Source organism: Psychrobacter sp. PL15, assembly GCF_035984995.1.
Classification (GTDB): Bacteria; Pseudomonadota; Gammaproteobacteria; order Pseudomonadales; family Moraxellaceae; genus Psychrobacter.
The window spans coordinates 167,210-193,223 of record NZ_JAXCIB010000004.1; the positions used below are offsets into that span (position 1 = coordinate 167,210).

19 protein-coding genes are annotated in these 26,014 nt (G+C 43.4%); 8 read left to right on the forward strand and 11 right to left on the reverse strand.

Going from position 1 to position 26,014, the window contains the following annotated elements:
• Nucleotides 1-215: 215 nt before the first annotated feature.
• A complete protein-coding gene (locus RCH20_RS05190) occupies nucleotides 216-854 on the forward strand; it encodes an NAD(P)H-binding protein (protein ID WP_327192821.1) in 639 nt (212 codons plus the stop codon).
• A 317-nt stretch (nucleotides 855-1,171) separates the two neighbouring features.
• Here RCH20_RS05190 and epmA read toward each other — a convergent pair whose 3' ends face one another.
• The 3 genes from epmA to RCH20_RS05205 all read right to left on the reverse strand — a co-directional run bounded on the left by epmA (nucleotide 1,172) and on the right by RCH20_RS05205 (nucleotide 4,810).
• Nucleotides 1,172-2,272, reverse strand: a complete 1,101-nt coding sequence (gene epmA, locus RCH20_RS05195; protein ID WP_327192822.1) for an EF-P lysine aminoacylase EpmA — start codon at nucleotides 2,270-2,272, stop codon at nucleotides 1,172-1,174.
• 63 nt (nucleotides 2,273-2,335) lie between these two features.
• Nucleotides 2,336-3,439, reverse strand: coding sequence for a 4-phosphoerythronate dehydrogenase (locus tag RCH20_RS05200; protein WP_327192894.1), 1,104 nt, complete (start codon nucleotides 3,437-3,439; stop codon nucleotides 2,336-2,338).
• Nucleotides 3,440-3,622: 183 nt separating this feature from the next.
• Nucleotides 3,623-4,810 carry an AI-2E family transporter gene (locus RCH20_RS05205; RefSeq protein WP_327192823.1) on the reverse strand — a complete coding sequence of 396 codons (1,188 nt, stop codon included), beginning with the start codon at nucleotides 4,808-4,810 and terminating at the stop codon, nucleotides 3,623-3,625.
• An 844-nt stretch (nucleotides 4,811-5,654) separates the two neighbouring features.
• Between RCH20_RS05205 and RCH20_RS05210 the strand changes: the two genes are divergently transcribed.
• Nucleotides 5,655-7,286, forward strand: coding sequence for an NAD+ synthase (locus RCH20_RS05210; protein ID WP_327192895.1), 1,632 nt, complete (start codon nucleotides 5,655-5,657; stop codon nucleotides 7,284-7,286).
• 252 nt (nucleotides 7,287-7,538) lie between these two features.
• On the forward strand, nucleotides 7,539-8,813 hold the full coding sequence (locus RCH20_RS05215) for a hemolysin family protein (protein ID WP_209955525.1): 1,275 nt from the start codon (nucleotides 7,539-7,541) through the stop codon (nucleotides 8,811-8,813).
• Nucleotides 8,814-8,874: 61 nt separating this feature from the next.
• Here RCH20_RS05215 and RCH20_RS05220 read toward each other — a convergent pair whose 3' ends face one another.
• Nucleotides 8,875-9,594 (reverse strand): YggS family pyridoxal phosphate-dependent enzyme, encoded by a 720-nt coding sequence (locus RCH20_RS05220; RefSeq protein WP_209958765.1) that lies wholly within the window; start codon nucleotides 9,592-9,594, stop codon nucleotides 8,875-8,877.
• 488 nt (nucleotides 9,595-10,082) lie between these two features.
• Between RCH20_RS05220 and RCH20_RS05225 the strand changes: the two genes are divergently transcribed.
• Both RCH20_RS05225 and RCH20_RS05230 read left to right on the forward strand, forming a co-directional pair.
• The gene (locus RCH20_RS05225; RefSeq protein WP_209955527.1) at nucleotides 10,083-11,138 is read left to right on the forward strand and encodes a type IV pilus twitching motility protein PilT; all 1,056 of its coding nucleotides are present in this window, start codon (nucleotides 10,083-10,085) and stop codon (nucleotides 11,136-11,138) included.
• 152 nt (nucleotides 11,139-11,290) lie between these two features.
• Complete coding sequence (locus tag RCH20_RS05230; RefSeq protein ID WP_327192824.1) at nucleotides 11,291-12,412, forward strand: PilT/PilU family type 4a pilus ATPase; 1,122 nt, start codon at nucleotides 11,291-11,293, stop codon at nucleotides 12,410-12,412.
• 271 nt (nucleotides 12,413-12,683) lie between these two features.
• Here RCH20_RS05230 and fur read toward each other — a convergent pair whose 3' ends face one another.
• Nucleotides 12,684-13,118 (reverse strand): ferric iron uptake transcriptional regulator, encoded by a 435-nt coding sequence (gene fur / locus RCH20_RS05235; RefSeq protein WP_209955532.1) that lies wholly within the window; start codon nucleotides 13,116-13,118, stop codon nucleotides 12,684-12,686.
• Between the two features lie 327 nt (nucleotides 13,119-13,445).
• On the opposite strand from fur, the gene RCH20_RS05240 reads away from it, so the two are divergent.
• Nucleotides 13,446-13,880 (forward strand): outer membrane protein assembly factor BamE, encoded by a 435-nt coding sequence (locus tag RCH20_RS05240; RefSeq protein WP_209955534.1) that lies wholly within the window; start codon nucleotides 13,446-13,448, stop codon nucleotides 13,878-13,880.
• A 26-nt stretch (nucleotides 13,881-13,906) separates the two neighbouring features.
• Here RCH20_RS05240 and RCH20_RS05245 read toward each other — a convergent pair whose 3' ends face one another.
• The 4 genes from RCH20_RS05245 to RCH20_RS05260 form a co-directional block, all read right to left on the reverse strand.
• On the reverse strand, nucleotides 13,907-14,302 hold the full coding sequence (locus RCH20_RS05245; RefSeq protein ID WP_209955536.1) for an RnfH family protein: 396 nt from the start codon (nucleotides 14,300-14,302) through the stop codon (nucleotides 13,907-13,909).
• The gene (locus tag RCH20_RS05250; RefSeq protein WP_327192825.1) at nucleotides 14,290-15,432 is read right to left on the reverse strand and encodes a hypothetical protein; all 1,143 of its coding nucleotides are present in this window, start codon (nucleotides 15,430-15,432) and stop codon (nucleotides 14,290-14,292) included. Before RCH20_RS05250 ends, RCH20_RS05245 begins: the two co-directional genes overlap by 13 nt.
• A gap of 235 nt (nucleotides 15,433-15,667) precedes the next feature.
• Nucleotides 15,668-16,336, reverse strand: coding sequence for a c-type cytochrome (locus tag RCH20_RS05255; RefSeq protein WP_327192826.1), 669 nt, complete (start codon nucleotides 16,334-16,336; stop codon nucleotides 15,668-15,670).
• 337 nt (nucleotides 16,337-16,673) lie between these two features.
• Nucleotides 16,674-17,006, reverse strand: coding sequence for a c-type cytochrome (locus tag RCH20_RS05260; protein WP_209955541.1), 333 nt, complete (start codon nucleotides 17,004-17,006; stop codon nucleotides 16,674-16,676).
• A gap of 396 nt (nucleotides 17,007-17,402) precedes the next feature.
• Between RCH20_RS05260 and yihA the strand changes: the two genes are divergently transcribed.
• Nucleotides 17,403-18,248 carry a ribosome biogenesis GTP-binding protein YihA/YsxC gene (gene yihA, locus RCH20_RS05265; RefSeq protein WP_327192827.1) on the forward strand — a complete coding sequence of 282 codons (846 nt, stop codon included), beginning with the start codon at nucleotides 17,403-17,405 and terminating at the stop codon, nucleotides 18,246-18,248.
• Between the two features lie 97 nt (nucleotides 18,249-18,345).
• On the opposite strand, the gene RCH20_RS05270 is transcribed toward yihA, so the two are convergent.
• Together RCH20_RS05270 and RCH20_RS05275 are read right to left on the reverse strand one after the other, a co-directional pair.
• Nucleotides 18,346-19,011, reverse strand: a complete 666-nt coding sequence (locus tag RCH20_RS05270; protein ID WP_327192896.1) for an HAD-IA family hydrolase — start codon at nucleotides 19,009-19,011, stop codon at nucleotides 18,346-18,348.
• Nucleotides 19,012-19,162: 151 nt separating this feature from the next.
• Nucleotides 19,163-20,191 (reverse strand): RluA family pseudouridine synthase, encoded by a 1,029-nt coding sequence (locus RCH20_RS05275; RefSeq protein WP_327192828.1) that lies wholly within the window; start codon nucleotides 20,189-20,191, stop codon nucleotides 19,163-19,165.
• A gap of 1,140 nt (nucleotides 20,192-21,331) precedes the next feature.
• On the opposite strand from RCH20_RS05275, the gene RCH20_RS05280 reads away from it, so the two are divergent.
• Complete coding sequence (locus RCH20_RS05280) at nucleotides 21,332-25,972, forward strand: Rne/Rng family ribonuclease (RefSeq protein WP_327192829.1); 4,641 nt, start codon at nucleotides 21,332-21,334, stop codon at nucleotides 25,970-25,972.
• The last annotated feature ends 42 nt before the right edge of the window (nucleotides 25,973-26,014 follow it).

Consider the following 26,014-nt stretch of genomic DNA (forward strand, 5'->3'; position numbering starts at 1 on the left):
TGCAAACCCTATACACTCTGCAACTAAATATCATGTAATTGGCACGCTTCATAACAAAGTGGGTACCTAGTACTTGTTACTGTATATTCAGCTTTTACCATTAGGGCTTATATAGTGATATTAGTCATGTATAACATGCATGACCAATACCACTTGTCGCGCTTTACGGTAAATATGTAAAACAATGAATTCGTTAATGAATAATAGGAAAGCACATGAAAATTCTAGTGATTGGTGCGAGTGGTCGAGTGGGTAGTGATTTGGTCAAGCAGCTGCTGGCTGATGACCATCAGGTAGTAGGAACCACACGGCAGGAAAAGAAGCTATTTGACGTCGACAGTTATACCCAATTGAATTTAGATATTACTGCCAGTAAAGACGCTATTCAAAGCCAGATTGCTGACGATATCGACGCCGCTTATTTTGTAGCAGGCTCGGGTGGTACAAGCGTTTTAGAAGTCGATCTACACGGTGCGGTCAAGACCATGCAAGCGGTACAAGATAAAGGCATTACACGTTATATCATGCTCAGTACAGTGTTTTCATTAGATACCAGCAAATGGGACAGTGCTGCCATTACGAATTTAAAAGACTACTATATCTGTAAGCATTATGCAGATCAGTGGCTGGTAAATGACAGCACGCTTGACTATACCATCGTACAGGCTGGTGCCTTAAAAGAGCAGGCAGGCACTGGTAATATTACTGTAAATGATCCTAATGCTGGAGGCAATACGATTGCAGATGTTGCCACTACCCTAGTTGCTGTTTTAAACGCTAGTAACACTAGTAAGCAAGTCTTCAGCATGCGTAATGGTGACACACCTATTAAAGAAGCTGTCGCAAGCTTATAACAACTCTGCTGACTATGAGCGAATATAGTCAATGAAAAGTAATATCGATACATAATATACTGCTGGCATAAGTTTTTCTTGCTTGCTGTGCCTACGCAGACAGAGACTGCAAAAAGCTTATACCAGCAGTACCGTCGCGTTTTTAAGGTATTTTAACGATACACCGCAAATACTGAAGTCGTCACTATTAAATCATGCCATTAACTGGCTTATGGCGCATAGAATGGCTTAACTGATGACCTGGTTTTTATTACCGGCATGTTAGTCATAGGCATTAATAACTGCAGGATAGTCGTATACTGGGTCTTGTTAGCGACTTAGGCCAACCTACTAGGAAAAGAGATTACCTCTTGTAAACAGCTCGCTCCCGTTATTACCATGAGCAATCTATCTAGACCGACAGCGATACCACTACAGGGTATTAAGTCATTACAAGAGGCCAGTAAATGCTTATCAATAGGCATTTGTGGTAGGTTATGACGACGTCGCAAGTCGTTGTCTTGTTCAAAGCGTTGTCTTAGTGCGGGTCCATCTGCTAGCTCATCATAGGCGTTCGCAATCTCAATGCCATTGATATATAACTCAAAACGTTTAGCCACCATATTACCGTCCTCATCGAGGGCGGTTTTTGCTAGGGCGGCAGTTGCAGGTGGATAGTCTACTATCAAGGTGGGTAAATCGTGGCCTAGGTTTGGCTCTACGGCATGGCTGAACAACAGATCTAACCAGCTTTGGCGGCTGTCTTCATTCCTTTCATTATTACTCTCATTCTTTCTTTCATTCTTCCTTTTGTCACTGCTATTTGCTGTATTTTCTAAGCTACTGTCCACTATAGAAAAATCAAAGCCTGTCAAACCCTTGTCTTCTGCCAGCGCCTGCAGCGCCGAAATACTGGCGGTTAGCGGGTGAATGCCCACAAAGTCTATAAAGGCATCAACATAGCGATAGTGATTCATTACTATTTGATAGTCGTAAAGCACTTCTAACAACTCGCCCAACTCGGTCGCAAGGGCATCTAAGCTGTAATGTGGCTGATACCACTCAAGCATGGTGAATTCAATATTATGCCGCGCCCCTATCTCGTTATCACGAAAGACTGGGCAAATTTGATAGATAGGCACCTGCCAGCTGGCAAGCAAACGCTTCATCGCAAATTCAGGTGAGGTGTGCAGATAGTAAATGCGTGGTTGGTCTTGATAGGTAACGTTAGCAGCTACTGATTGTAAGAATGTGTCGGTATTAGCCGCTTGTGACAATAGTGGCGTTTGAACCTCAAGTACTTGGCGGGTTATAAAAAACTGCCGAATGTCATTAAGAAGTTGCGCACGCTTATGTGCCATTGCCAACGTCATCGTGGGAGCGTATGTTGGCGTAGCATTAGGCATAGAGCCAGAAATGTGGCTATTATTTTTGGTCATGTTTGCCTACAGTTTATTGCTAATTATTGATATGCTGCTGTTATATTATCTAAAACTTTTCATTTAAAACTGCCATTCGCGGCGCAAGTGGTAATCACGTCTCAGCTGATCAAAATCAGCCCCGCTAACCTGACCATCGACTAGCGTGCCACGTAATAAGGCATCGTCTTGCATAATGTCATAATATTTTATTAATCTACCTGGATAAGCTTGTAGATCTGACCATAAAAACATGTTGACTGGTAGTAAGTTATGCATGGACTGGGCCGGTGTTATGGCTAATTCCTCACATAACGTATCATAGATTATTTGGGTACCGCGCAGTTTACCTTCTAAAGTGTAGCCAGCGATATGTGGGGTGGCAATGGCCAGCTTCGACAATAGACTTTCATTGATTTGTGGTTCATGCTCAAACACATCGAGCACCACTTGTCGCGCTGTGCGGTCAATATCTGCTGCTAGATCGTCAGCATTAATTACCGGCCCGCGCGCGCTATTAATTAACATGGTGTGCGGCGGCATAGCGGCCAAAGCGGCGGCATTGATAAGATGACGTGTGGGATAGTCGCTCTGCTTACTACCATTAACGCCATCATTGTCGGTCAAGGGCACATGTAAACTCACCACATCACTTTGACCAAGTACCTGTGCAAAACTGGCATTATTAAACCGTGAGGCGGGTAACAATGGGTCATAACCCAGCACTTGCCAGCCTAGATCAGTAGCATATTGAGCAAGCGTACTGCCTATATTGCCAAGTCCAACAATGCCTAGCGTCATTGGCTGCTGCCAATGCTGCGGACGTAAAGTCAGAATAGCCGTCAGCACATACTGCGCTACCGAATGCTTACTACAGCCTGCGGCATTAGCGAAAGTAATATTGCGCGTATTTAAATAATCTTGATCAACATGATCGGTGCCAATAGTGGTAGAACCAATATATGTTACGCTACGATTATCGGCCAATAACGACTCACCTATCGGGGTCACAGACCTTATCAATAGTACATCAGGCTGTATATCTAGTAGCAATTGGGCATTGATATCACGTCCTGCCAAAGTCACAATCTTGACCGTCTGTTCGGTAGCTTGCCCAAGTGTTGAGCTGTTAAAAAACTCATCGAGGCCGGCGATGTTGATATCAGCGACTATAACGAGAGGTTTAATGGTTTGAGCTGATTCGTGAATATTAACAGTAGAAGATAGGGTGTTAGGCATCGTTGAGCAACTCTATTGTTGAGATATTATTATTTAAGATAGCGGTATTATCTATGCAGAATGATTATGCAATGTATTGTTTCACACCAGCGTTGTTACGCCTAATATAGTCTCTACTACAGCATAACGGCTTCAGTCAGGGTTGTTTTTATTGTGGTCATTGTAGTCATTGTAGTCATTGTGGTCATTGTGGTCATTGTGGTCATCAGCAGGTCTCTCGGTTGGCCCGTCGGTTAACAGCACTTCTTGGGGTGCAAAAATTTCGTTTTTATGTTGAGATATCCACTCACGCCATACCGCAAGACCAATTGCCAGTACGACAGGGCCGATGAACAAACCAACGAAACCAAATGCGGTTAGGCCGCCTAATACGCCAATAAAAATAATGATAAAAGGAATTTTAGTGGCCCCACTAATAACAATAGGACGAATAAGATTGTCGACCCAACTTATTACTAGTACACCCCATAATGCCAGACCAATACCTTCGGTGGTCTGTCCTTGACTTAATAACCAAATCGATACGGCACCCCAGGCAAACGGCGTCCCAAAGGGTATAAGCGCGACCATAAAGGTAATAAGCGTCAATAATATTGGACTTGGTGAGCCGGAAAAATAATAACCGATACCTGCCAGTACTGCCTGCGCCAATGCGGTTAGACCAATACCGTATACTACCGCGCGCGTGGTAGTACCTACAGAGTCGATGTAACCATCAATACGATTACCGATAATATTGCGCAAGGCTTGGCGAATTTGACGTATGAGATTGGTACCATCACGATAAAAAAAGAATAGCGTCATCAGAGCCATCCCAAGTTTGGCAAGGCTACTGAACACCACATCAAACGCTACTTTGCCATAGTATAGATGCGACTGAACCCAAATGCGAAAGGCTTCAAGCGTGCCTTCAGGATTTTTGTTGATTCTCCACAGAACATCTTTGACTTGCTGACCGATAATGGGTATGTCTTTAATAGGATCGGGCACATCTACGTAGCCCACTCTAATGCGATAAACCAAGTTGCTGATTAAACTCAATGCTTCTTGCTGCAGAATAAATACCCCAATAACCAGGGGCACGCCTATTATTAAAGAGATGCTAACCGTCATAATAGCCGCACTAAAGTCCGAACTGAGCCGCACTTTTTCATGAAAGAATTTATAAATTGGAAAGGTCACATAGGCCAAAATCGCTGCCCACAATGCCGGCACAATAAAAAACTGCACCACTTGAAAACATAATATAAACAGCACTACTAACAAAGTAATTGCTAGCAAGCGCTGAATAACAAATTCTTTTGTCCAGTTTTCAATCATAGGGTATAAACCAAGAACAGACAGCAAAAACCTAGTGCGCTTTTACTGCAAAATTTTTAAATATATAGACGCCAACCTATAGGCAATATCCATAAGCTGTAATCGCTGGCGATAGTTATTAGCGGTTATTATTTTGTATAGCATGGGGTGCCGCAGTATAAAAGACAACCCGACAAAACAGGGGCTACCAGCTCTCATTATGCAGCAAGAGATAGCAAATAAATAATACTGTGTTGTAATTTTTACTTACAACTTTCTTTGTATAGTCTAACTGAATAGTAACGGTAATGCTTAGAATACAATGCTTAAAAACGGTAGCGGACTAATGCCTTTGATCTCGACTTCTTACACAGACACTGGTCAGGGTAATTCACTGCTGCGTTCTCGTAGGACTAACAATTAATGCTATACTGAATAAATTATTTTTTTATTTTCTAAATAAAGTTGAATCAATTTTACACCGTCTGTTTTCACTACTTTTAGTGCTTAATGTATTTTTAAGACTGTTATTGTAGAATTACTTTTAACAATTACTTTTCACAATCACTTTTAAAAGGACTCTAAAAGCTACTTTTTAGTAGCTGGCCTTAGTCTCTTAAGTATGGTGCATCAACAGTACGTTGGCGCCTGCTTAAAGTTTTACACTCATAATGCTAATTCGAAATTCGGGTTTAACATTAAGGGTCATGTTTTGGATAATTGCGGCTTCATTTTGCATTAGTTTTATTTTGAACTGAGATTGATCCACCAAATTTTAAACCATATAATGATAGGAACAATAAAAATGTCTAAAGACACTGACAACCCTAACCTTACCGCCTCACATGAGACTAGCAAAACTATTATGCCACAAGATACCGTCACTTTTGCCTTAGCGCAATCACACTTTTTGGTCGGTGATATCACTGGCAATGCTGAAAAAATGCGCGCGCTGGCGTTACAAGCTCGCAAGCAAGGCGCTGATGTTATCGTCTTCCCAGAGCTGGCATTATTAGGGTATCCGCCGCAAGATTTACTGTTGCGTCCAAGCTTGTCAGGTCGCGTCAAAAGCGCCCTGTCTACCCTAAGTGATATTGACGATATCGTGATGATCGTCGGCTATCCCCATGTCGACCATCATGGTACTTTTAACTCTGCTGCTATTCTACATAACGGTCATCAAAAGGGCTTTTATCACAAACAGTTCTTACCTAATTACGGGGTCTTTGACGAGCGCCGTTACTTCGATAAAGGCCGAAATCAGGTTTTATTTGACTATAAAGGCATCACAATAGGCCTACTTATCTGCGAAGACTTATGGGAAAAAAGCCCCATTGCTGATCTAAAAAAGCAAGGTGCTGATCTGGTCGTCAGTCTAAATGCCTCTCCCTTTGAGATTGGGAAACAGGATGCTCGCAAAGCGATGCTGACGAAACGCAGCCACGAGCATACGCTTCCTATCGTTTACATCAATGCGGTTGGTGGTCAAGACGACTTAGTATTTGACGGCGGCTCTATGGTGGTACAGGCAGATGGTACTATTGCTCACGAAGCCCCGCGTTTTTTGAATCAGCTATTACTGGCCACTCTAGATGTCAACACGTCTAAATTCAATACTCAAGTAAAATCACCACTATCATTGAGCCGTGAGTCAGAGATGTACCAAGCTCTAGTGGTTGGCCTACGTGATTATGTCAATCTTTCCGGGTTTTCTGGGATTATTCTCGGTCTATCAGGGGGTATCGATTCAGCGTTAACCTTATGTATCGCAGTCGATGCGCTAGGTGCTGATAAAGTCTATGCTGTAATGATGCCGTATGAATACACCTCAAAAATCAGCCTCGAGGACGCGCAAGCACAAGCACGACGCTTAAATGTTTCTTATACCGTTTGCCCTATTTTTGACGCGGTTGAAGGTATTCGCCACACCCTTGCGCCTTTATTTAACAAGTCGCCTGCAGATACTACCGAAGAGAATATTCAAGCACGGGCCCGCGGTGTCATTTTGATGGCCTTATCTAATAAGTTTGGGCATTTGGTCATCACTACCGGTAACAAGTCAGAGCTGGCCGTCGGCTACTCTACCTTATATGGTGATATGGCAGGTGGTTTTGATGTCTTAAAAGACGTTTACAAGTCACAAGTTTATGACTTGGCAAGCTACCGCAACCGCCTCGAGGACACACCAGTTATTCCTGAGCGTGTTATAACACGGCCACCATCAGCTGAGCTACGTCCAGACCAAAAAGATCAAGACAGCTTGCCAAACTATGATGTCTTGGATGGTATCTTGACCTTATATGTCGATGAAGATATGGGCTATCAAGACATCATTGATAAAGGCTTCGATGCGGATGTGGTCGCTAAAATTATCAGAATGGTTGATAATAGTGAGTATAAACGCTGTCAAGCGCCTATTGGCACTAAAATCAGCCACAAAGCCTTTGGACGTGAACGTCGTTATCCATTGGTGAACAAATGGTCAATTAAAGGGTAACGTTTAACTATCCCTCAATCGATGTGACAATGATCACGGTTTAATATCTGTCATATCGATTGTTTGAAATGATAATAGCTTTAGATTTTAAGCACAGGAATTAGCGTATTTTATAATGAGCTGGGTACTTACCTAGCTTTTTTATTATCAGAATTTTGTTAGTCGCATAATGAAACTGATGGCTTATTCTATACCACCACACCTATCCCACATCTTAATGGTCGTCCTAACCAGTTGCTATCCGAGTATGTCATGAGCTTGCTAACCGCTAGTGTGTTTCTTTTATTATTAATTGCGCTCAGCGCCTTCGTCTCTAGCGCTGAGATTGCGATCGCAGCTGCCCGTAAGGTCAAGCTGCAAATTCTGGCCAAAGAAGGTGACGTACGAGCGCTGGTCGTCCTTAATATGCAAGAGCATCCCGGTAGCTTTATCACCGTGGTACAAGTGGTTCTTAATGCCGTGGCCATTTCAGCGGGCGCTATCGGTGAGTCGGCCATCAGTCCCTATTTGGAGCTGTTGTTTAATAATGAGGCGTTGGCATCGGTGGTGTCGTTTGTACTGGTCACTAGTGTGTTCTCATTATTTGCTGACTTAATGCCTAGACGTCTCGCCATGTCGAACACTGAACTCATTGCCGTAAAATTAGTACAGCCAATGATTTTTTTGATCTTCATCCTAAAGCCTATTATTTGGGTATTTGATGGCGCAGCGAACTTGATATTCAAGCTAATAGGTATCTCAACCGTACGTAACGACGATATGACCTCAGAAGACATCTATGCAGTGATGGATGCCGGTGCTGAAGCCGGTGTGCTCAAGCAACAAGAGCACCATTTGATTGAAAATATCTTTGAAATGCAAGAGCGTACAGTAACTTCGGTGATGAACCCTCGCGAACATATTGTCTATTTCGATAGCCAAGCCAGCACCGAACAAGTGGTCAAGGTAATGATTGAGCAGCCACATAATAAGTTTTTGGTCTGTCATGATGATGATTTGGAGCATATTACGGGTTATGTTGAGTCGCGCAGCTTTTTGGCTTTGGTGCTCGAGCAGCAGGAGGTTTGCTTAACGGACAAGGCGTTATTAAAACCAGCGCTGTTTATTCCCAATACCTTGTCGCTATTTGAAGTGTTAGAAATGTTTAAGTCTACTGGTGCTGACTTTGCGGTAATCGTTAATGAATATGGGCTAGTGGTTGGAGTAATTACTCTAAAAGACGTGATGAGCATCGTCATGGGTGAGCTGGTTACGCTGGAGGAGCAGCCTATCGTCCAGCGTACCGATAACTCTTGGTTAATTGACGGCATGACACCGATTGAAGATGTGATTCGCTCATTAGGAATTATTAACTTACCCAACAGCCAAAATTACGAAACCATTAGCGGCTTTATGACGTATATGCTGCGCAAGATCCCTAAGAAGACGGACAGTATTGAATACGCCAACTATCGCTTTGAAATTTTGGCTACTGATAACCACAAAATTAATCAGCTGTTAGTGACCAAGTTTGAAGATATTATTTAAAATTTAGAGATATTATTTAATAATAGCGATATGGTGTGTTTGGCTGTTGTAGCTGAACTTACTAAGCGCGCGCACCAAATATCGCTGTACCAACCCGCACCATAGTAGAGCCATTGGCAATGGCCTCTGCCATATCCCCACTCATACCCATACTGAGCGTATCCCACGCCGGCAGTTCTGGATACTGCTGCTTGATATCTGCAAATATCTGCTGGGTTCGAGCAAAACTATCATTATCCGCTTTGGCCGGGATAATCATCAGTCCACGTAACTGCAAGCGTTCATAACCTTTAATAGCTGCTATCAACTCTGGCAACTGTTCCGGCAGACAGCCTGACTTACTGTCTTCATCATCTATATTGAGCTGAATAAGCACGTTAAGCGGTGCCATATCGTCTGGGCGCTGATCATTCAATCTTTTGGCAATGATGTCGCGCTCAAGGGTCTGTACCCAGTCAAAATGCTCAGCTATATCACGGGTTTTGTTACGCTGAATACTACCGATGTAATGCCAAACTATCTTCTCACCGTCAGGATGATCTTTTAGGATAGCAATTTTTTCGATCGCTTCTTGTAGATAGTTTTCGCCAAAATCATGCTGTCCTTGGCTGGCTAAAGTGGCAATCATCTCGGCAGGCTTAGTTTTAGAAACGGCCAGTAAAGTCACAATAGGTACGCTATCAGCTTCGGTAACGTCTGCTTGTGTACATGCCTGCTCGACTTGTTGGCTTACTTGTTGCCAGTTATCAACTAGACTATCTTTATCAAAAGCTGAAGTCATATTATTGCTAATATGTTCATTAGTATTGGGACCTTCACTAGTATTGGTCTGGATATTATTGGCATCGTGCTGATTAGACGTAGTATTCATAAAAACTCACAAAGTATATTTTTGACTTGAAGGGTATTTTTTAACTATTGTTAGACAGCTGTTGTTAGATCAGCATAGCATTAAGTGAAACTCAATAAAATAAGGTGGTGAACGGTGGTCTTTACATTTTCTTAGCGTCACAGATGGTTAAATTTTAATAGTCTTGTTATGATATTGTGACATATTTTGAAACAAGCTACTGAAAATCATAGTGATTTTGATACATAGTGATTTTGATATGTAGTGATTTTGATATGTAGTGATTTTAATATACAGTAATTTTAATATACAGTAATTTTAACAAGAGCAATTCAATATAATTTCATATGCTGGTATTTCGTAAAATACTTTGGTGGTTGTTTTATCTTACCCTTATTGATTGATAGGAATTTCTGACTATGACTGCAAAAAGTATCCTAAGTATCGAAGATCTATTGCGCTTTACTGTCAAGCATAAAGCATCAGATCTACACCTTTCAGCAGGGATGCCAGCGATGATTCGGGTCGATGGGGAAATGACCCGTATTAATATGCCGATGATGACCCATAAAGTGGTGCATCAGTTGATATATGACATCATGAATGATCGGCAACGCGCTGACTTTGAAGAGTTTTATGAGACTGATTTTTCTTTTGAGATTCCTAATTTAGCACGCTTTCGAGTCAATGCTTTTAACCAAAATCGTGGTGCTGGCGCCGTATTTCGTACCATTCCTGCCAAGGTTCTGACCCTAGACGATCTGGGAATGGGTGATGTATTTAAGCGAGTCTCAGACTTTAAGCGCGGCTTAGTGTTGGTAACAGGTCCTACTGGCTCGGGTAAATCAACGACGCTGGCTGCGATGGTTGACTACATTAACGACAGCCGTAAAGAGCACATCTTAACCATTGAAGATCCTATCGAGTTTGTCCACGAATCCAAAAAAAGCCTTATTAACCAACGCGAAGTACACCGTGATACATTGGGCTTCGAACCTGCACTACGCTCGGCACTGCGCGAGGATCCTGATGTGATCTTGGTTGGTGAGTTACGTGATCTTGAGACCATTCGGCTCGCCTTGACAGCGGCTGAGACTGGTCATTTGGTCTTTGCCACCTTGCACACTAGCTCGGCGGCTAAAACTATTGACCGCGTCATTGATGTTTTTCCTGCTGCCGAAAAAGAAATGATTCGCGCGATGCTATCTGAGTCATTACAAGCGGTTATCTCGCAATCGTTACTGCGCCGTCAAACAGGCGGACGGGTGGCGGCACATGAAATTATGCTGGGTACACCGGCGATTCGCAACTTGATCCGTGAAAACAAGGTCGCACAAATGTACTCCTCTATCCAAACGGGTGCCAGTGAAGGTATGATTACCCTTGATCAATCACTCAAAAACTTAGTAAGCAAGGGTACTATTAGTAAGGATGTGGCTCGGCCGCATGCTAAACAGCCAGAGGCATTTTTATAATACTGCGAGTTCATCGTTATTGAATGTCGACAGCTTTTATTTTTAATACCCTTTGCTTTTGATGACCTCACTCTTTGATGATTAGTCTTGATGATCGCTGGAGGGTAATTTAAGACCATTTTTAATCAATTTATTTTGAAAGTAGGGACGCTATGGATTTTGATAAACTACTACAACTAATGATCAAGAAAAACGGTTCTGATTTATTTATTACCGCTGACGTGGCGCCTTCGATGAAAATAAATGGGCAGATTTTAGCTGTTGGGAAAACCCCACTGACCGCTGATCAGACCATGAAGTTAGTCAAAAGTGTGATGACAGAAAATCAGCAACAAGAATTTGCAGACACCAATGAGTGTCAATTTGCGATCACGGACGAAGCACAGGAAGCACGTTTTCGGGTCAGTGCCTTTATGCAGCGTGATATGGCAGGGATGATTTTACGAAAGATCGAAAATAAAATCCCTACTGTCGAGGAGCTAAGGCTGCCGCCCATATTAAAAGAATTGGCAATGAAAAATCGCGGTATTATCTTGCTGGTCGGCGCAACCGGTACTGGTAAATCTTCCACGCTTGCGGCGATGGTAGGACATCGCAATCAGAACTCTCATGGGCACATTATCACCATAGAAGACCCTATTGAGTTTATACATCAGCACCGTGGCTGTATTATTACCCAGCGTGAAGTAGGTATTGACACCTTATCGTTTGAAGCCGGGTTGAGGAATACCCTGCGCCAAGCACCAGATGTCATCTTAATCGGCGAGATTCGCAGCCGTGAGGTTATGAGCTATGCCATTCAATATGCAGAAACGGGACATTTAGTATTCGCCACTTTACACGCGAACAATGCCAACCAAGCTATCGACCGCATCATTCACTTTTTTGAGACCGACCGACACAATCAGTTGTTTATGGATTTGTCGCTGAACCTACAGGCCATTGTTGCCCAGCAACTTATTCCAACCCCCGATGGCAAGAGTCGCCGCGCCGCTATTGAGATTTTATTAAACTCACAGCTGATTAGTGATTACATTCGCAAGGGTGAGATTCATGACATTAAAGAAATCATGACCCGCTCTCGTGATAGCGGTATGCAAACTTTTGATCAAGCACTCTTTGATTTATACGAAAACGGCGAGATCACTTATCAAGCGGCGATTACGCATGCCGACTCTCCTAACGATTTGCGCCTAAAGATTAAGCTAAGTGGTAAAAATACGACGACTGATTTAAATGAAGGTGCTGATAGCTTATCGTTAAATACTACCTAGGTATGCTTTATTGCTCAGTTAAGCTCACTGAAATCGATTATTTATATATAGTTAAAATACCTTAAAAACGCGACGGTACTGCTGGTATAAGCTTTTTGTAGCCTCTGTCTGCGTAGGCACAGCAAGTAAGAAAAGCTTATGCCAGCAGTAGGTTATGTATCGATATTACTTTTCATTGACTATAGGTATTATAATCTAAGAACAAAAAACAGCAATAAAAAACGGCCCTCATAGCGAGGGCCGTTTTTTATTTATTAGTCATACTGACACACTACCTGGCACTGTCTCGGCATTCTTGCTTGTTACAAATACCAAAGAGCACTAATGAATGCCCAGAGAGTTTAAAACCATGTTCTTTTGCGACTTTAATTTGCTCTTCTTCAATAATTTCGTTATGAAATTCAATGATTTTGCCACAAACATCACAAACTAAATGATCGTGATGCTCTTCTTGAGCAATCTCAAACACTGACAGGTTGTTTTCAAAGTTATGACGCTCAACGATACCCGCTTGTTCAAACTGGGTCAGCACACGATAAACGGTCGCCAAACCCACGTCTTCGCCTTGTTCAATTAACGCCTTGTACACTTCTTCTGCGCTCATATGATGAAGCTCTGCTCGTTCCAGCAGCTCTAAAATCTTGATGCGCGGTAACGTTACTTTTAATCCCGCTTTACGTAAATCTTGATTGGTAAAAGAAGCCATAATATCCCTCCTGACTGTCAAAGTCTTAGCACATAAAAACTTAAAAAAATATGAGGTAAATAATCGTTGTGGGTTGTCATTTACTGATTGTTAGGAATTAAAATAATGTCTAAACGAATGGTCTTGGGCTCATTTATAGCATGCCCTTCTCTATGGATTTTATCGCAAGTTTATGAACAGGAACTATATAGAACCAGATACCTCGGATAGAGTCTAGTAAATAATGTCGTAAGTGGTAGGCAATTGCAAGTAAATGACGTATGATTTATCGGCGATTGCCGGTAAAACTAGCATCAAATGCACTTAACCGCACCCAACCCATTTTTTATGAGTCATCTTATCATGATAAAGCCATTAACTTTTCGTCCGCTTAATCGTCGTCCGCTAAACGGTTCAAGCGCATTACGTAAGCTGGTCATTACCGGTATGTTTAGCGCCACCCTTGCCATGTCTGGCTGCTCGTTCCTGAGTGTGTATAAGATTGAATTGCCGCAAGGGACCCCTATTACTCAAACACAAGCAAAAACTGTAAAAGTAGGTATGAACCAAAACCAAGTGCTTTATATTCTTGGTAGCCCTGCGATTAGAGACACTCTAAAACCCAATCGCTGGGATTACATTTATGATTACCAAGCAGGAACAGAAGGTCGTCGTAAAGGCATTGCTGATGTCAAAGATGCCAGCCAACATCTCATTGTTTACTTTGACGACCAAGGTATAGTCAATCGAATTGAAGGGGTTGAGACCTTACCAGCCTCATAAGTGTCAACAACAGATATGCTTAACCGTTAACCACCTGATTTACTTTTGCGCTGAGACATCGGATCAGCGCTCAAGCTACGATAAACTTCAATACGGTCAAAGGGCTGTAGCTGATAGTTGAGCGGCTGCTTTTGTGCATAGATGCCTACGTGCCATAATTTAGCAGTTGGCGTAGTGATATTCGCCACTTGCTCACACCATAATGCTAACGCTGTAAACTGAACCAACCAGCCCGCTTGCACCAATGTCTCGTATAGCGTTGCCCCATGACTTACTTGTAAGGTTAAATAATGTTGGCGCTGCGCGTCTTCAGCATAAGCTAAATATACGGTAATTAATTCTACCTGCTGAGATTTCGGCTCGATGTTTTCATTATCACTACTAACCACCGTATCAGTATCACCAGCCACTAGCTTAACCATTGAATAATCCAACCTATCAAGGCTAAAATCAACGCTAATGGCACAATCAGCCGGATTGCTATTCGCCACAGATTGTATAACGCTTCGTTGCTGAAATTTAGAGACTTGCGCAAATGGCTAACTTTCATGCGCCAGCCGGCAAAAACAGATAATAATAGCACGGCCACACTGCTGATAACGACCAATAACCCAACCAGCCAAGTGGTCGGTATCGCAATCACTAATAGCAGCCCTATGCCTAAGGTCATCACTAAGCTGACCAACAGTCCAAATTTATGCGCCAACTGCTGAGCGCCATAGTGAAGCAGGTAGCTGGCGACGAATAATACCCCTACCCAATATAGTAGCTGACCGATAGGAGGCAGACTCAAACCGCTAATTAATAAGGCGATAACGCCTACCACCAACTGTAATATCCAAATGGGTAGCACCAACTTAGTGGCGCGATAAGTATTAGAACCACTTGGCGCACGAGATGGCGAGGTATTATAGTGGTCCGGTTCTACTGCTGTTATGGTCTGCTTGGTCACTAGATGCTGACCGAACCAATACAGTCCTGTACCTGCGCCAACACTGACTAGTGCTAAGGCGACTGCACGTCCCCATTCACTCAAACTAATATTGGTCATGGCAAAATTAATCTGCGGTAAACCGTTTGCGACACCCACTATCAAGCCTACGATCATCAAGCCTAAGCCAATCGGCAACGGTGCCACACCCAATAAGCTTAACAGCAAAGCAATGACCATTAAGCCACCAGCAACGGCAAAGCTTGGCACAGCCGGCGCACTATCAAGCTCAGTGAGTGCAGACAATATGCCATTACTGGCACCTGATATCACTAGCGCGGCAATGAGGATAGATACTATCGCTGCCAACCAACCAAAACTACGCCATAATGGACTCACATCTGCCTCGCGAGTGAGTTTTTGCATGCCTGCCATCGGCGCTTCGGTACTACGGTATGCTAGTGCTATCTCAGCATAGACTACTGGTAACGATACCAGCACCATAGCTAACAACCACAGTAACCAAAAATCAATCTCACCGATTGAAGCCGGTGCAAACCATCTAAATAGCAATAGTGGCAGAAGCGTAGCGATAAAATAAGAGGCATAGCGGATCATCATAATCTCAATCCAAACGAGCAAAAGTGAATAACGTTAATAATAAAAACAGCAAATGATAGCCCCTATCGTTGATACCCGTCATAACAACTAGAACTTATATCACTATCTATACTATAGGGGACCTGCAGCTATAAAAAAACCCCGAAATCGGGGTTTAGTGACTAAGTAATGACTGAGCTATGATCAAGGACATCTAGATAATGGTGCTTTGTGACGATCATTAAAGCGTAATTAATTAGTGTATGGCGCTCACATAGTCCGCCAAAATACGAATATCACGATCTGATAATCTTGACGCTACGGTTTGCATCATACCCATTTCGCCTTCTTTACCGGCATCGTTGACGCGTTTTTGATCTTCACTATCGATATCATCGTTACGGCCCGCAGCACGGAACAATTTAAGCTGGGTTGAGATGTACAGAGTATGCTGTCCACCTAGACGCGGAAACGCAGCCCAGATATTGCCCGCGGCATCTGGGCCATGACAGCCAGCGCAACCAATCACATTACGTGACTTATCACCACCTAAGAACAACTTAGAGGCCTCTGTGGCAGTCGCCGGATTACCAAAACCGACGCCCCAAGGCGCCTGTTCAGAATAGTAACCTGCCACGTCGGCTAAGTCTTGCTGGGATAAATTAGCCACCTGCGCCTGCATCATACCGTTTTTGCGGTAGCCTGCCTTGAAGTTGACCAATTGTTTATATACGTACTTAATGTTTTGACCGCCAAGATTAGGCTGCGAAGGAACCACGCTCACACCGTCGACACCATGACAGGCGGCACATTGCATTTCTACGATTTTTTTACCTGCAGTAACGTCATACTCAGGAACAGTCATAGCAGCTTGTACGCTGAAACTGGCAACACATAAGCTGGCGGCAGCAATTAACTTTTTCATTGATACAGATCCTACTGGCTCGACGTAAGCATTATTTAGAGTGATTGTCTTAACAAGACACTCGATATGCGTCAACCTACTGTATAGCGAGGTAACCCATATATTTTGAGGTCTTTACCACAAGCAACCCGAAAGTACTTACTAATATCAGGGTTTATTTTCAATTATTATAGCAAGACTTTGAGATATTTGCCCAGTTAATCGTAGCCTCTAGAGGTTTTTCTACTGGCCATGCGGTAGCGTGCCCTGCAAAAAAACAAAAAGCGCATAAAGTTAGTGAAACCTGCGCTTTACCCTATCTATTCACGCTTTTATTTGCTGATTTTACTCGTACTTATCACTGACTCATATAATTGATTAGCTTGCGATAATCTTCATCGCTGCAATTGTCACATAATCCACCTGCTGGCATTTGAATCATGCCACCTTTAACAGATTGAACCAATGCGGGCATGCCCTTTTGCTGTATGAGCTGTTGCCATCTGGCGTCGCCTTTTTTGAGGGCACCTAGCGCGCCACTATCGTGACAAGCGGCACAAGCATCATTATAAATGGTCGGAATGTCAGCGGCGGCAACACTGCTGATCGTTGCCGCACTGATGACCAACGCGGCAATACTAACGCTCAAAGCGCGACCTGTTTTGGCGAAAAGTATGGTGATTAAATGCATAAGACACCTCCTTCCATTCGTATAACCAATATTGTAACAATATATATCATATTAATACAGACGAATCAGGTTTAGCTTTGGTAAAACATCCTAATTAAGCCCGTAACTTTTGCTAAGCGACTGTACATTTTAGTGTTATGCTATCACTAATATGATGTTAGTAGCAGGTATTGCAATAGGGAAGATAAGTAATAGTATGACACTGTGAGTGGTTTTAAACGGTCACTTCTTTGACCGCAAACCTCTCATACTGTATCTATCTAAAACAACTCTTTAATATTTTTTTACTTAGGACCTCTGTATTTAAGATCCTTTTTATTTAGGGCATTTTTACTTAAGGCCCTTCGCTACTATATTTAACTTTATTTTTAATTTTTGAATGTTAACGAGTCATTTATGAGTACCCCGTTTAAAGATGTCGCCGCTGAACATGCGGCGTTTAACACCAAAGCCCGTCAACGCATACAACAAACTGAGTTTATGACTTCGGCGCCTACTTTCCGTCTCTGTCCACCTGACGAGGGATTGGAAGTGGCATTTGCAGGTCGTTCGAATGCGGGTAAGTCATCAGCAATCAACGCACTGACCAATCAGCGACAGTTGGCTCGTTCGTCCAAGACCCCCGGACGCACGCAGATGATTAACTTTTTCAATATTGGCGATACCGATAGGCGGCTGGTCGATTTGCCAGGCTACGGCTACGCTGCCGTACCACTGGAAATGAAAAAAGAATGGCAAGTGGAATTAGAAGAATACTTGGTATCACGCTCAAGTTTGGCAGGTCTGGTATTAATGACCGATATACGCCATCCATTAAAGTTCTTTGATGAGCAAATGCTGTTTTGGGCAAAAGCTGGCAATCTACCCGTACATATCTTGCTAACCAAAGCGGATAAGCTCAAATATGGGGCCTCTAAAAATGCGCTACTCAATACTCGCCAAGCTCTGAAAAAATTAGGGCTAGACTGTACCATTCAACTATTTTCGGCGCTTAGAAAAGAAGGTCTTGATGAGCTGGCTGGCGTGATGGGAAATTGGTACCAATATAAACTTGGTGAAGAAAAAGTCACTAAACCCGCTGTTAACGAGCAATACTATATCGAGCAAGACGGTATAGCTCAAGACAGTCATAGCATAGACAGTACTGAAGCAGACATCGTTGAAACAGACAGTGTTGAAACAGAAAGTGCTGAGCAAGAAACCAGTCAGCAAGCGGGCAATGAACCAAAAGACGCAGAATAAGCAAACGAAAAAGGGCGGTATCGCTAATAGTCGATTAGCGATACCGCCCTTTTTCGTTTGCTAAATTTTACTGACTACATTTTGGGGCGCGTATTGTCTATTGAATACACAATAAAGTGCATAAACCTTGCGGCGTATCCACTTGATAAGTAGGATGCTGCGCGGCTAGATCTTCGTGAGTTGCCGTACCATAATCAACCGCGATACTGGTCATACCCAGCTTATTTGCCATCTGAATATCGTAGATACTGTCACCGATAAATACCGCATCAGCTATCTGCTTTTGCGTATAATTCAAAATATCATTAAGCATCTGTGGGTCGGGTTTAGACTCTGACTCATCAGCGCAGCGGGTTACCGAGAAATAGTGATGGCTATCAGATGCATCCAATACCCGATCAAGTCCCCGTCGTTTTTTACCGGTTGCCACTGCCAGCTGCTTGCCTTGATTTCGCAAAGTCTGTAGCATTTTTTCTATATGAATAAAGAGCGGCGTGCGATGGCTATTAGGAATGTAGTAGTCGCTATAGCTGTGCTGAATCGCTAGCTTTTGCTCATCAGTAGCATCCGGATATAAAATATCGATCCCTGTCAGCAGACTGAGACCAATGATATCTTTTACCGCTTGGTCAGTGGTATGAAAACCATGCGCTGCTCCGGCAATATGCATAGACTCAACGATCAAGCCTATGGAGTCCATTAACGTACCATCCCAATCAAAGATGATCAGTGTTTTATCGGCTAAGATATTCATAGTGTCCATAGACGATAACTCTGTGGCAACCTCTGACTTAACTGAGCTATTGACGTTTGACTGACTCATATATTAACCTCAAGCTATGATGTTTTCACAATAACTCTTGCATAGCAGTAACGGCTGAAACAATCACTGCTAAAACCCTAAAATAAGCGGCTTATACTTTTGGCAGCTCAACGTCTGCTGGCAACAAGGCGGCGACGTCTTCCGGTAGTGGTGCAATAATCGGCTCATAACCTGGAATATCCAAGCGCCATGCGTGTAGGCACAGACGATGGACACCTGATTTGTCATGGACATTATATTTATTATCACCCAAAATGGCGTGACCGATATGTGCGAGATGCACCCGGATTTGATGGGTGCGTCCAGTCAAAGGCTTGGCTTCTACCAGACTTACCGGCTGACTGGCAACCATAAACCGGCCATGTACCACAATATCGGTTTGGCTTTCTTTAGCTTGCGAGTCTTGAGGATCAACTTTGACCCGGCGCTCACCACTAGCGACTGTATAGCGCAGTAACGGCGCATCAATACGCTGCTCGTTCATTGCCGGCTGCCCTTTTATTAGGCACAAATAATGCTTTTGGATAGTTCTATCGATAAGATGCTGTTGTAAGCTTTTGAGCGTCGAGCGCTTTTTAGAGATCATGAGCAACCCTGAGGTGTCTTTATCAATACGGTGGATCAGTTCTAAATATTTTTTATTCGTCACTTCACGCATGGCTTCAATAACACCAAAGTCAAGTCCACTACCGCCATGTACGGCGATGCCTGAAGGCTTATTTAATACGATCAGTCCATCATCCTCATAGACCACGCGCGCCAGTAAGCTTTTGGCAAACTCAGTACTGATAATCGGCTTGTCACGGGTGGCTAACTTTACAGGGGCAATCCGCACAACATCTTCACGATGCAATCTGTCATGGGCTTTGCAGCGCTTGTTATTGACTCGAATCTCATCTGAGCGAATCATCTTATAAATATGCGGTTTCGGTAAGCCTTTTAAGCGATTAAGTAAGAAGTTATCCACTCGCTGATCGTGCTGATGACGGGTCACTTCAAGATAATTAACTTTTTCGAAGTTACTTATCTCATCGTCAGCGCTTTGCGGACGGGTTTTACTATTAAAGATGCCAGGGGCTTCATGGACGGGTGCGTCGGTAATCGTTTTAGAGTTTGTCATTTTTAGTTAGGTATTTACACAAAGATTTGCTATAGTTTAGCATGTTGAGCGCCAATTGCGCATAGGTTGCGGCAATAATCCTCATTGTTTCAAGTAGCCCCTTGCCATCTTTACTACTTGCTAGTAACGAGGTAAATACTATATACCATGCTAGATTGTACGTTTCATCTAATTTTTAAGGCAAAATGTCTGATAAAATATAGCATAAAGCCTAACAACTGGTATTTATACCACAGATAATCGTATGAATAACATGAACAAAATGTCCATTTATCAAGCGATAACAACATACAAATTACTCATTTAGCGCATGACCACGACTTGATTTGCATATTTTTTGCAACGTTAATTGGCAAGCGCAGTTGAGCAAGTGATGATAGCTTGATGTTAGGAATGTACCGTTGCCTGAAATTGGCGGCCAAACAGATAATGATATTTGAATGACTTTTAGATAAGTGACACGATATTAGATAAGTGCCACGATGCCGTGCTAATAAGCCGGTTACTTATCCTGTTTGCCAAGTACGCCCCGTTGAATGACAGCGCAGCAACACCCTAACTACAGCTTACACTGGTATTAATGATATTTAAAAGATAGAACGATAGATAAAGAGGCTAAACCTAAATAAGTTAACCTGGACCAATGATAATTCGTTTGCTCATTTTGGCTATGTAATAATTTTTATAGCGCCAGCGTTATAAAGACCTTGATATTGCCACCCTGTCTTAGCAATAAAAGCAGGTCTTACCTCTAATATAGGCTTACAACTTATATCAAAGATAAGTTTAAAATATTAGCTTGCTACTTGAGCTATGAGTGTTGAGAAACAATTATTTAACGCTTAGGTTTTATACCTAACCCGTTTTTTGTCCTTATGACAAATATGAACTAAGCCATCGCAGCCTTACAAACTGTCTGGTCTCATTGAACAGTCTCAACAACGAATTTAGGTTGACAGTTATAGGTTAAAAATAATGAGTAACCGTCACACAAACGAACCATTATAAAATAGCCATTTTAGTTTATTTATTACCTTTTAAATCGCCTCTAATATCTACAGCTAATCTTGATATTAGCCCTGCTTGCTGCTGCCACGAAAACAGTCTTGTCGTTGTTATGCGTACTCATAGGATACTATTATGAAACGCATTTTAATCAACGCCACTCAAAACGAAGAAATTCGTGTCGCCTTATGTAAAGGCAATCACCTGTATGATTTTGATTTAGAAAACCGTACTCGTGAGCAGAAAAAATCTAATATTTATAAAGGCCATGTCACCCGGGTCGAACCTTCGCTTGAAGCAGTATTTGTCGAATATGGCTCACAGCGCCAAGGCTTCTTACCTATTCGTGAAATTTCTGCTGAATATCTCAGTGGTAATCCACGCGACGAAAATATCAAAAAACTGATCAAAGAAGGCGATGAACTTATCGTCCAAGTCGAAAAAGAAGAGCGTGGTAATAAAGGCGCTGCCCTGTCAACTTACGTCTCTTTAGCCGGCCGTTACCTAGTATTAATGCCCAACAACCCTCGTGGTGGTGGTATTTCACGTCAAATCTCTGGCAAACTTCGTGAAGATATGAAGCGTATGCTGAGTAATCTAGATTTAGCGAAAGGTATGAGTGTCATCATTCGCACGGCAGGTATCGGTAAAACTCAAGAAGACTTGCAGCACGATTTGAACCATTTGCTTAATATCTGGCAAGCCATTCAAGAACAAAATCAAAAATACCCATCGCCACGTTTGGTGCATCAAGAAGCAGGCGTTGTCACGCGCGCGGTACGTGATTACCTACGTGATGACATCGCTGAGATTTGGATTGATAACGAAAACGCTTACATTGAAGCCGCTGGTTTCATTGACGCGGTAATGCCAACCCAAGCGGAAAAGCTGCGTAAATATACCGACTATGAACCCATGTTTTCGCGCTTTAATATTGAAAAACAAATCGAAACCGCTTATCAGCGTGAAGTACGTCTGCCCTCAGGTGGCTCGATCGTTATTGACCAAACCGAAGCATTAGTCTCTATCGACATCAACTCTGCTAAATCGACTAAAGGCTCAGACGTTGCCGAGACCGCTTATCATACCAACCTAGAAGCAGCTGATGAGATCGCGCGCCAACTGCGCCTGCGTGATATGGGCGGCTTAATTGTCATTGACTTTATTGATATGAATGACAACAAACATCAAAAAGAAGTCGAAAAACGCCTGATTGATGCAACTAAATATGATCGTGCGCGCGTCCAGTTTGGGGATATCTCTAAATTTGGTTTGATGGAGATGAGCCGTCAGCGTCTGCGCCCATCATTAGAAGAATCGACTGGCTATATTTGCCCACGTTGCCATGGCAACGGTATGATTCGTGATTTGCGTTCATTATCGCTATCCATTATGCGCCAGATTGAACAAATTGCCCTAAAAGAGCGCCAAGGTGAAGTACAGGCCGAAGTGCCTACTGACATTGCAGCATTCTTGTTGAACGAAAAACGTGACAGTCTAGTCTACCTCGAACAAGACAGTGGTACCCGCATCACGATCTTACCGCATGCGCATTTGGAGTCGCCTAACTTTAAGCTGCACTTTAACCGTGATGGTTTTGCCCCGACCAGTTATGAACGTATTACCGACACTCAGCAACAAGAGCACAGTGATCTTGGCTATAACGTTGACTGGCAAACTGCGGAAAAAGAGCGCCCTGAACAGCAGCCGACCCGCCAACCACGTCAAGTATCGGATACTGAAAATAGTCGGTCAACTGGCCAGCAGAGCAGCCGAGCACCACAGCCAAATAACAATCAAAATGATAACCAAAGTACTAATAACCAAGGTACTAATGGCCAAAGTACCAACAGCCAAAGTACCAACAGCCAAAATACCAACAGCCAAAGCAATAACGGTCAAACGGCTAATCAGCACCCTACTCCTGGTAGCAATGACCAACGCAACCATAACAATGCGAATGAGCAGAACTCGACAAACCGTACAGCACAAAACGGTAACGCACAAAATAACCAAGCTCAAACTAATCAGGCGCAAAGCAATCAGGCGCAAAATGCTGCTCCTGTCGCTGCTCAAGCCGCTATCTTAGACACTGCCGCCAAGCCACAAGCCGTCGCTTGGCTGTCCAATCTATTTGCTCAAGCACCGCAAGCACAAACAGCGCATAGCGTCAGTAGTCGTGATGCCGCTGAAGCCATCGAGGCACTAGTCAATACTGGCGCACAAAGCTTGGGCTCGTTTGGTCAAGTCGATAGCAATGCGTTGAGCAGTGCTCAGAGTTCATCAGCACCACAGACCAGCCAGCCTAATGGCAATAAACAGTCAGATAGTAAACAGTCAGATAGCAATGCTAATCGTCAGCAAGCGCGCGGTAATAACACTACTAATGACAACAGTAGTAACATTAGTAGCAGTAGTACTGGCAACAGTAACGTCGACAGTAGTAATCCTGATGACAACAGCAATGACGATGATAGAAGAAGACGCAAGCCACGCAAGTCAAGATCTTCTAAACCGCATCAAAGAAGAGATCAGCGCGATGAGACGGCTAGTAGTGATAGCAGCGATACCGACAATAAAGCAGAGAGTGACAATAAGATAGATAGCAGTAACGCTAGTAGTAATAGTAATAAACAGTCGGACAGCAACGCTAATCGTCAGCCTGACAACAGACGCAATAGCGATCGCAACCGTAACAATCGTCAAGACAATGGACGTAGTAGTGACGAGAGCGCGCGCAACGACTCTGATCGTAACAGTGCAGCCCGTAATGACGCCAATCAGCAAGACAGCAGTTCGAGCGAAGAGCAAACCCGTGCTAAGCGTAAGCCGCACAGTCAACGTAGCTCACGTGGCCAACTTGAGCGTGGTGAGACCTTAACCGCTGATGCTAATGCTAAGCAAGGTGCACAACTAGCGACTACTGAGGCTACCAGCAGCAAAAGCCAGCCTAGCGCTCGCCGCAGCCAAGACCCTAATGAAGTGACGTTGCAGGTCAGCGAAGCGTCCGCCAAACTCAAGCCACCAGAAGTGGTACATTTATCTTTAGATGATAGTAAGTCTGGACAGGCGTCGCGCCACTCAGCTGGGAAACAAGTCGTTGACAAGCAAAATACTGACACGCAAAGCGTCGACAGTGCTCTAGCAGAAAATGCTCTAGCAGAAAGTGCTGCACTAGAAGCTAATAAAGCCGGCCAGCAAAGCCCTGATCAACAAAATACTGATCAGCAGCAAGCCGATACGGATAGCAAAACTGTCGGTAGCTCGCAGGCTGTTATCACTCAAGCTGAAAGCACTCAAGCTGAAAGTACTCAAGTTGATAATGATAGGGTTGAAGCGACGAAGGACGACGTTACTAAAGATGCAGCACCGTCTAACGTTTCTGAAGACAGTAAAATCAGTGACAGTCAAGTTACGGACAGCAAACCGATTGTAGCTGAGCAACCAATGTCTGATACTGATACTGATACTGGTACTGAGAGCCCAAGTCCAGTAGCAGCTCAAGCAGAGACGCTACCAGCTGTTCCTGAAAGTCGTCAGACTAGCGATAATAATACGGTTGAGGTCATTGCTACTGATGATGCTATCAATACTATCAATAGCCCGGCAGCCAATAACGTCGATAGTAGCGCCCCGCTTGAGCTTACTCATGAGGCCTTATTTTCTGAACATTATGTGACGGCTAATAAGTTCGGTCAAGCCAGTAATGACCCACGTGTTGTACGTAGCCAGCAGACTCAACCACAAGCGACACCAGTGGTATCAGCAGGTCAGCAAGCAGTGGTAAATGTACCAGCTATTCGCGGTACGGTTGGTGAGTTTATTCATGCGACCTTACCAGAGGCGCAAGCGCGCTTGACAGATGAGGGTGTGATTAACTGTTTCATCGCTGCTATTGCGCTGCACACATCACAAGCTCAATCTACAGCTGATAACGCTGCTGTTGATAGTAATAATGCTAAAAATGACGAAGCTGATAACAATAACGCTGACTCCAGCTATGTCAATTTAAGTCACTTCAACTTTAGCAACTATGGCTATCAGCCACTGACAGCTGATTATCTGTCACGCTTTGAGGTGATGACTCAAGCCGTCAGCCAATTTGCCGCAGTGCAAGGTAAAACAGCCGTTGAACCGCGTGCGATTAGCAAACGCGCTGGCAATGATCCCCGTGGTCAGCATTCTGACTATCAAGAGCCGCAACAGGAGCAGGCTGTATTAAATGTTCCTAGTGACGAGGTGAGTCGTGCAGATGTGCCTGCAGAGCAAAATGAGCCGCGCAGTCAAGATAATGCTCAGCATCAAGACTCTGTTGAAACAGTTCATGAAATCGATGCTCATGATGTTGAAGCGACTGCACTAGCCAGTGAGGCGCAGGCAGATGATATCAGTGCTGATAGCGAGAAACAGCTACATCTTGATCAAGATTACGACGTGACAGTTGAGGCGGATGACGTTGTACAAGCGGAACAACCTCAAACTGATCAGTCGCTAGTAGAGGAATCTGCCAAAGAGGACAGTCAGGTAAACAAGTCAAAAACGACCATAGCCAGTTATAAAAATATGATCGAAAATGTGGCTGAGCAATTATTGCCACAAATGGGTATGTTTAACTTAACGACTCCTAAAGTACCAAAGGCACGTAGTCGTAAGCCTAAGACTGATCATAAAAAACCCACGCAAGCCGAAAAAATAGAGTCTGGTACTGATAACCTAGATAGTTCAGATAACTCAAATAGTTCAGATAGCTCAGATAGCTCAGATAACGGAAGCTAGTATAATCAGTCTAAAAGCAAAAGCCCCAAAGTTGTCAGCAAC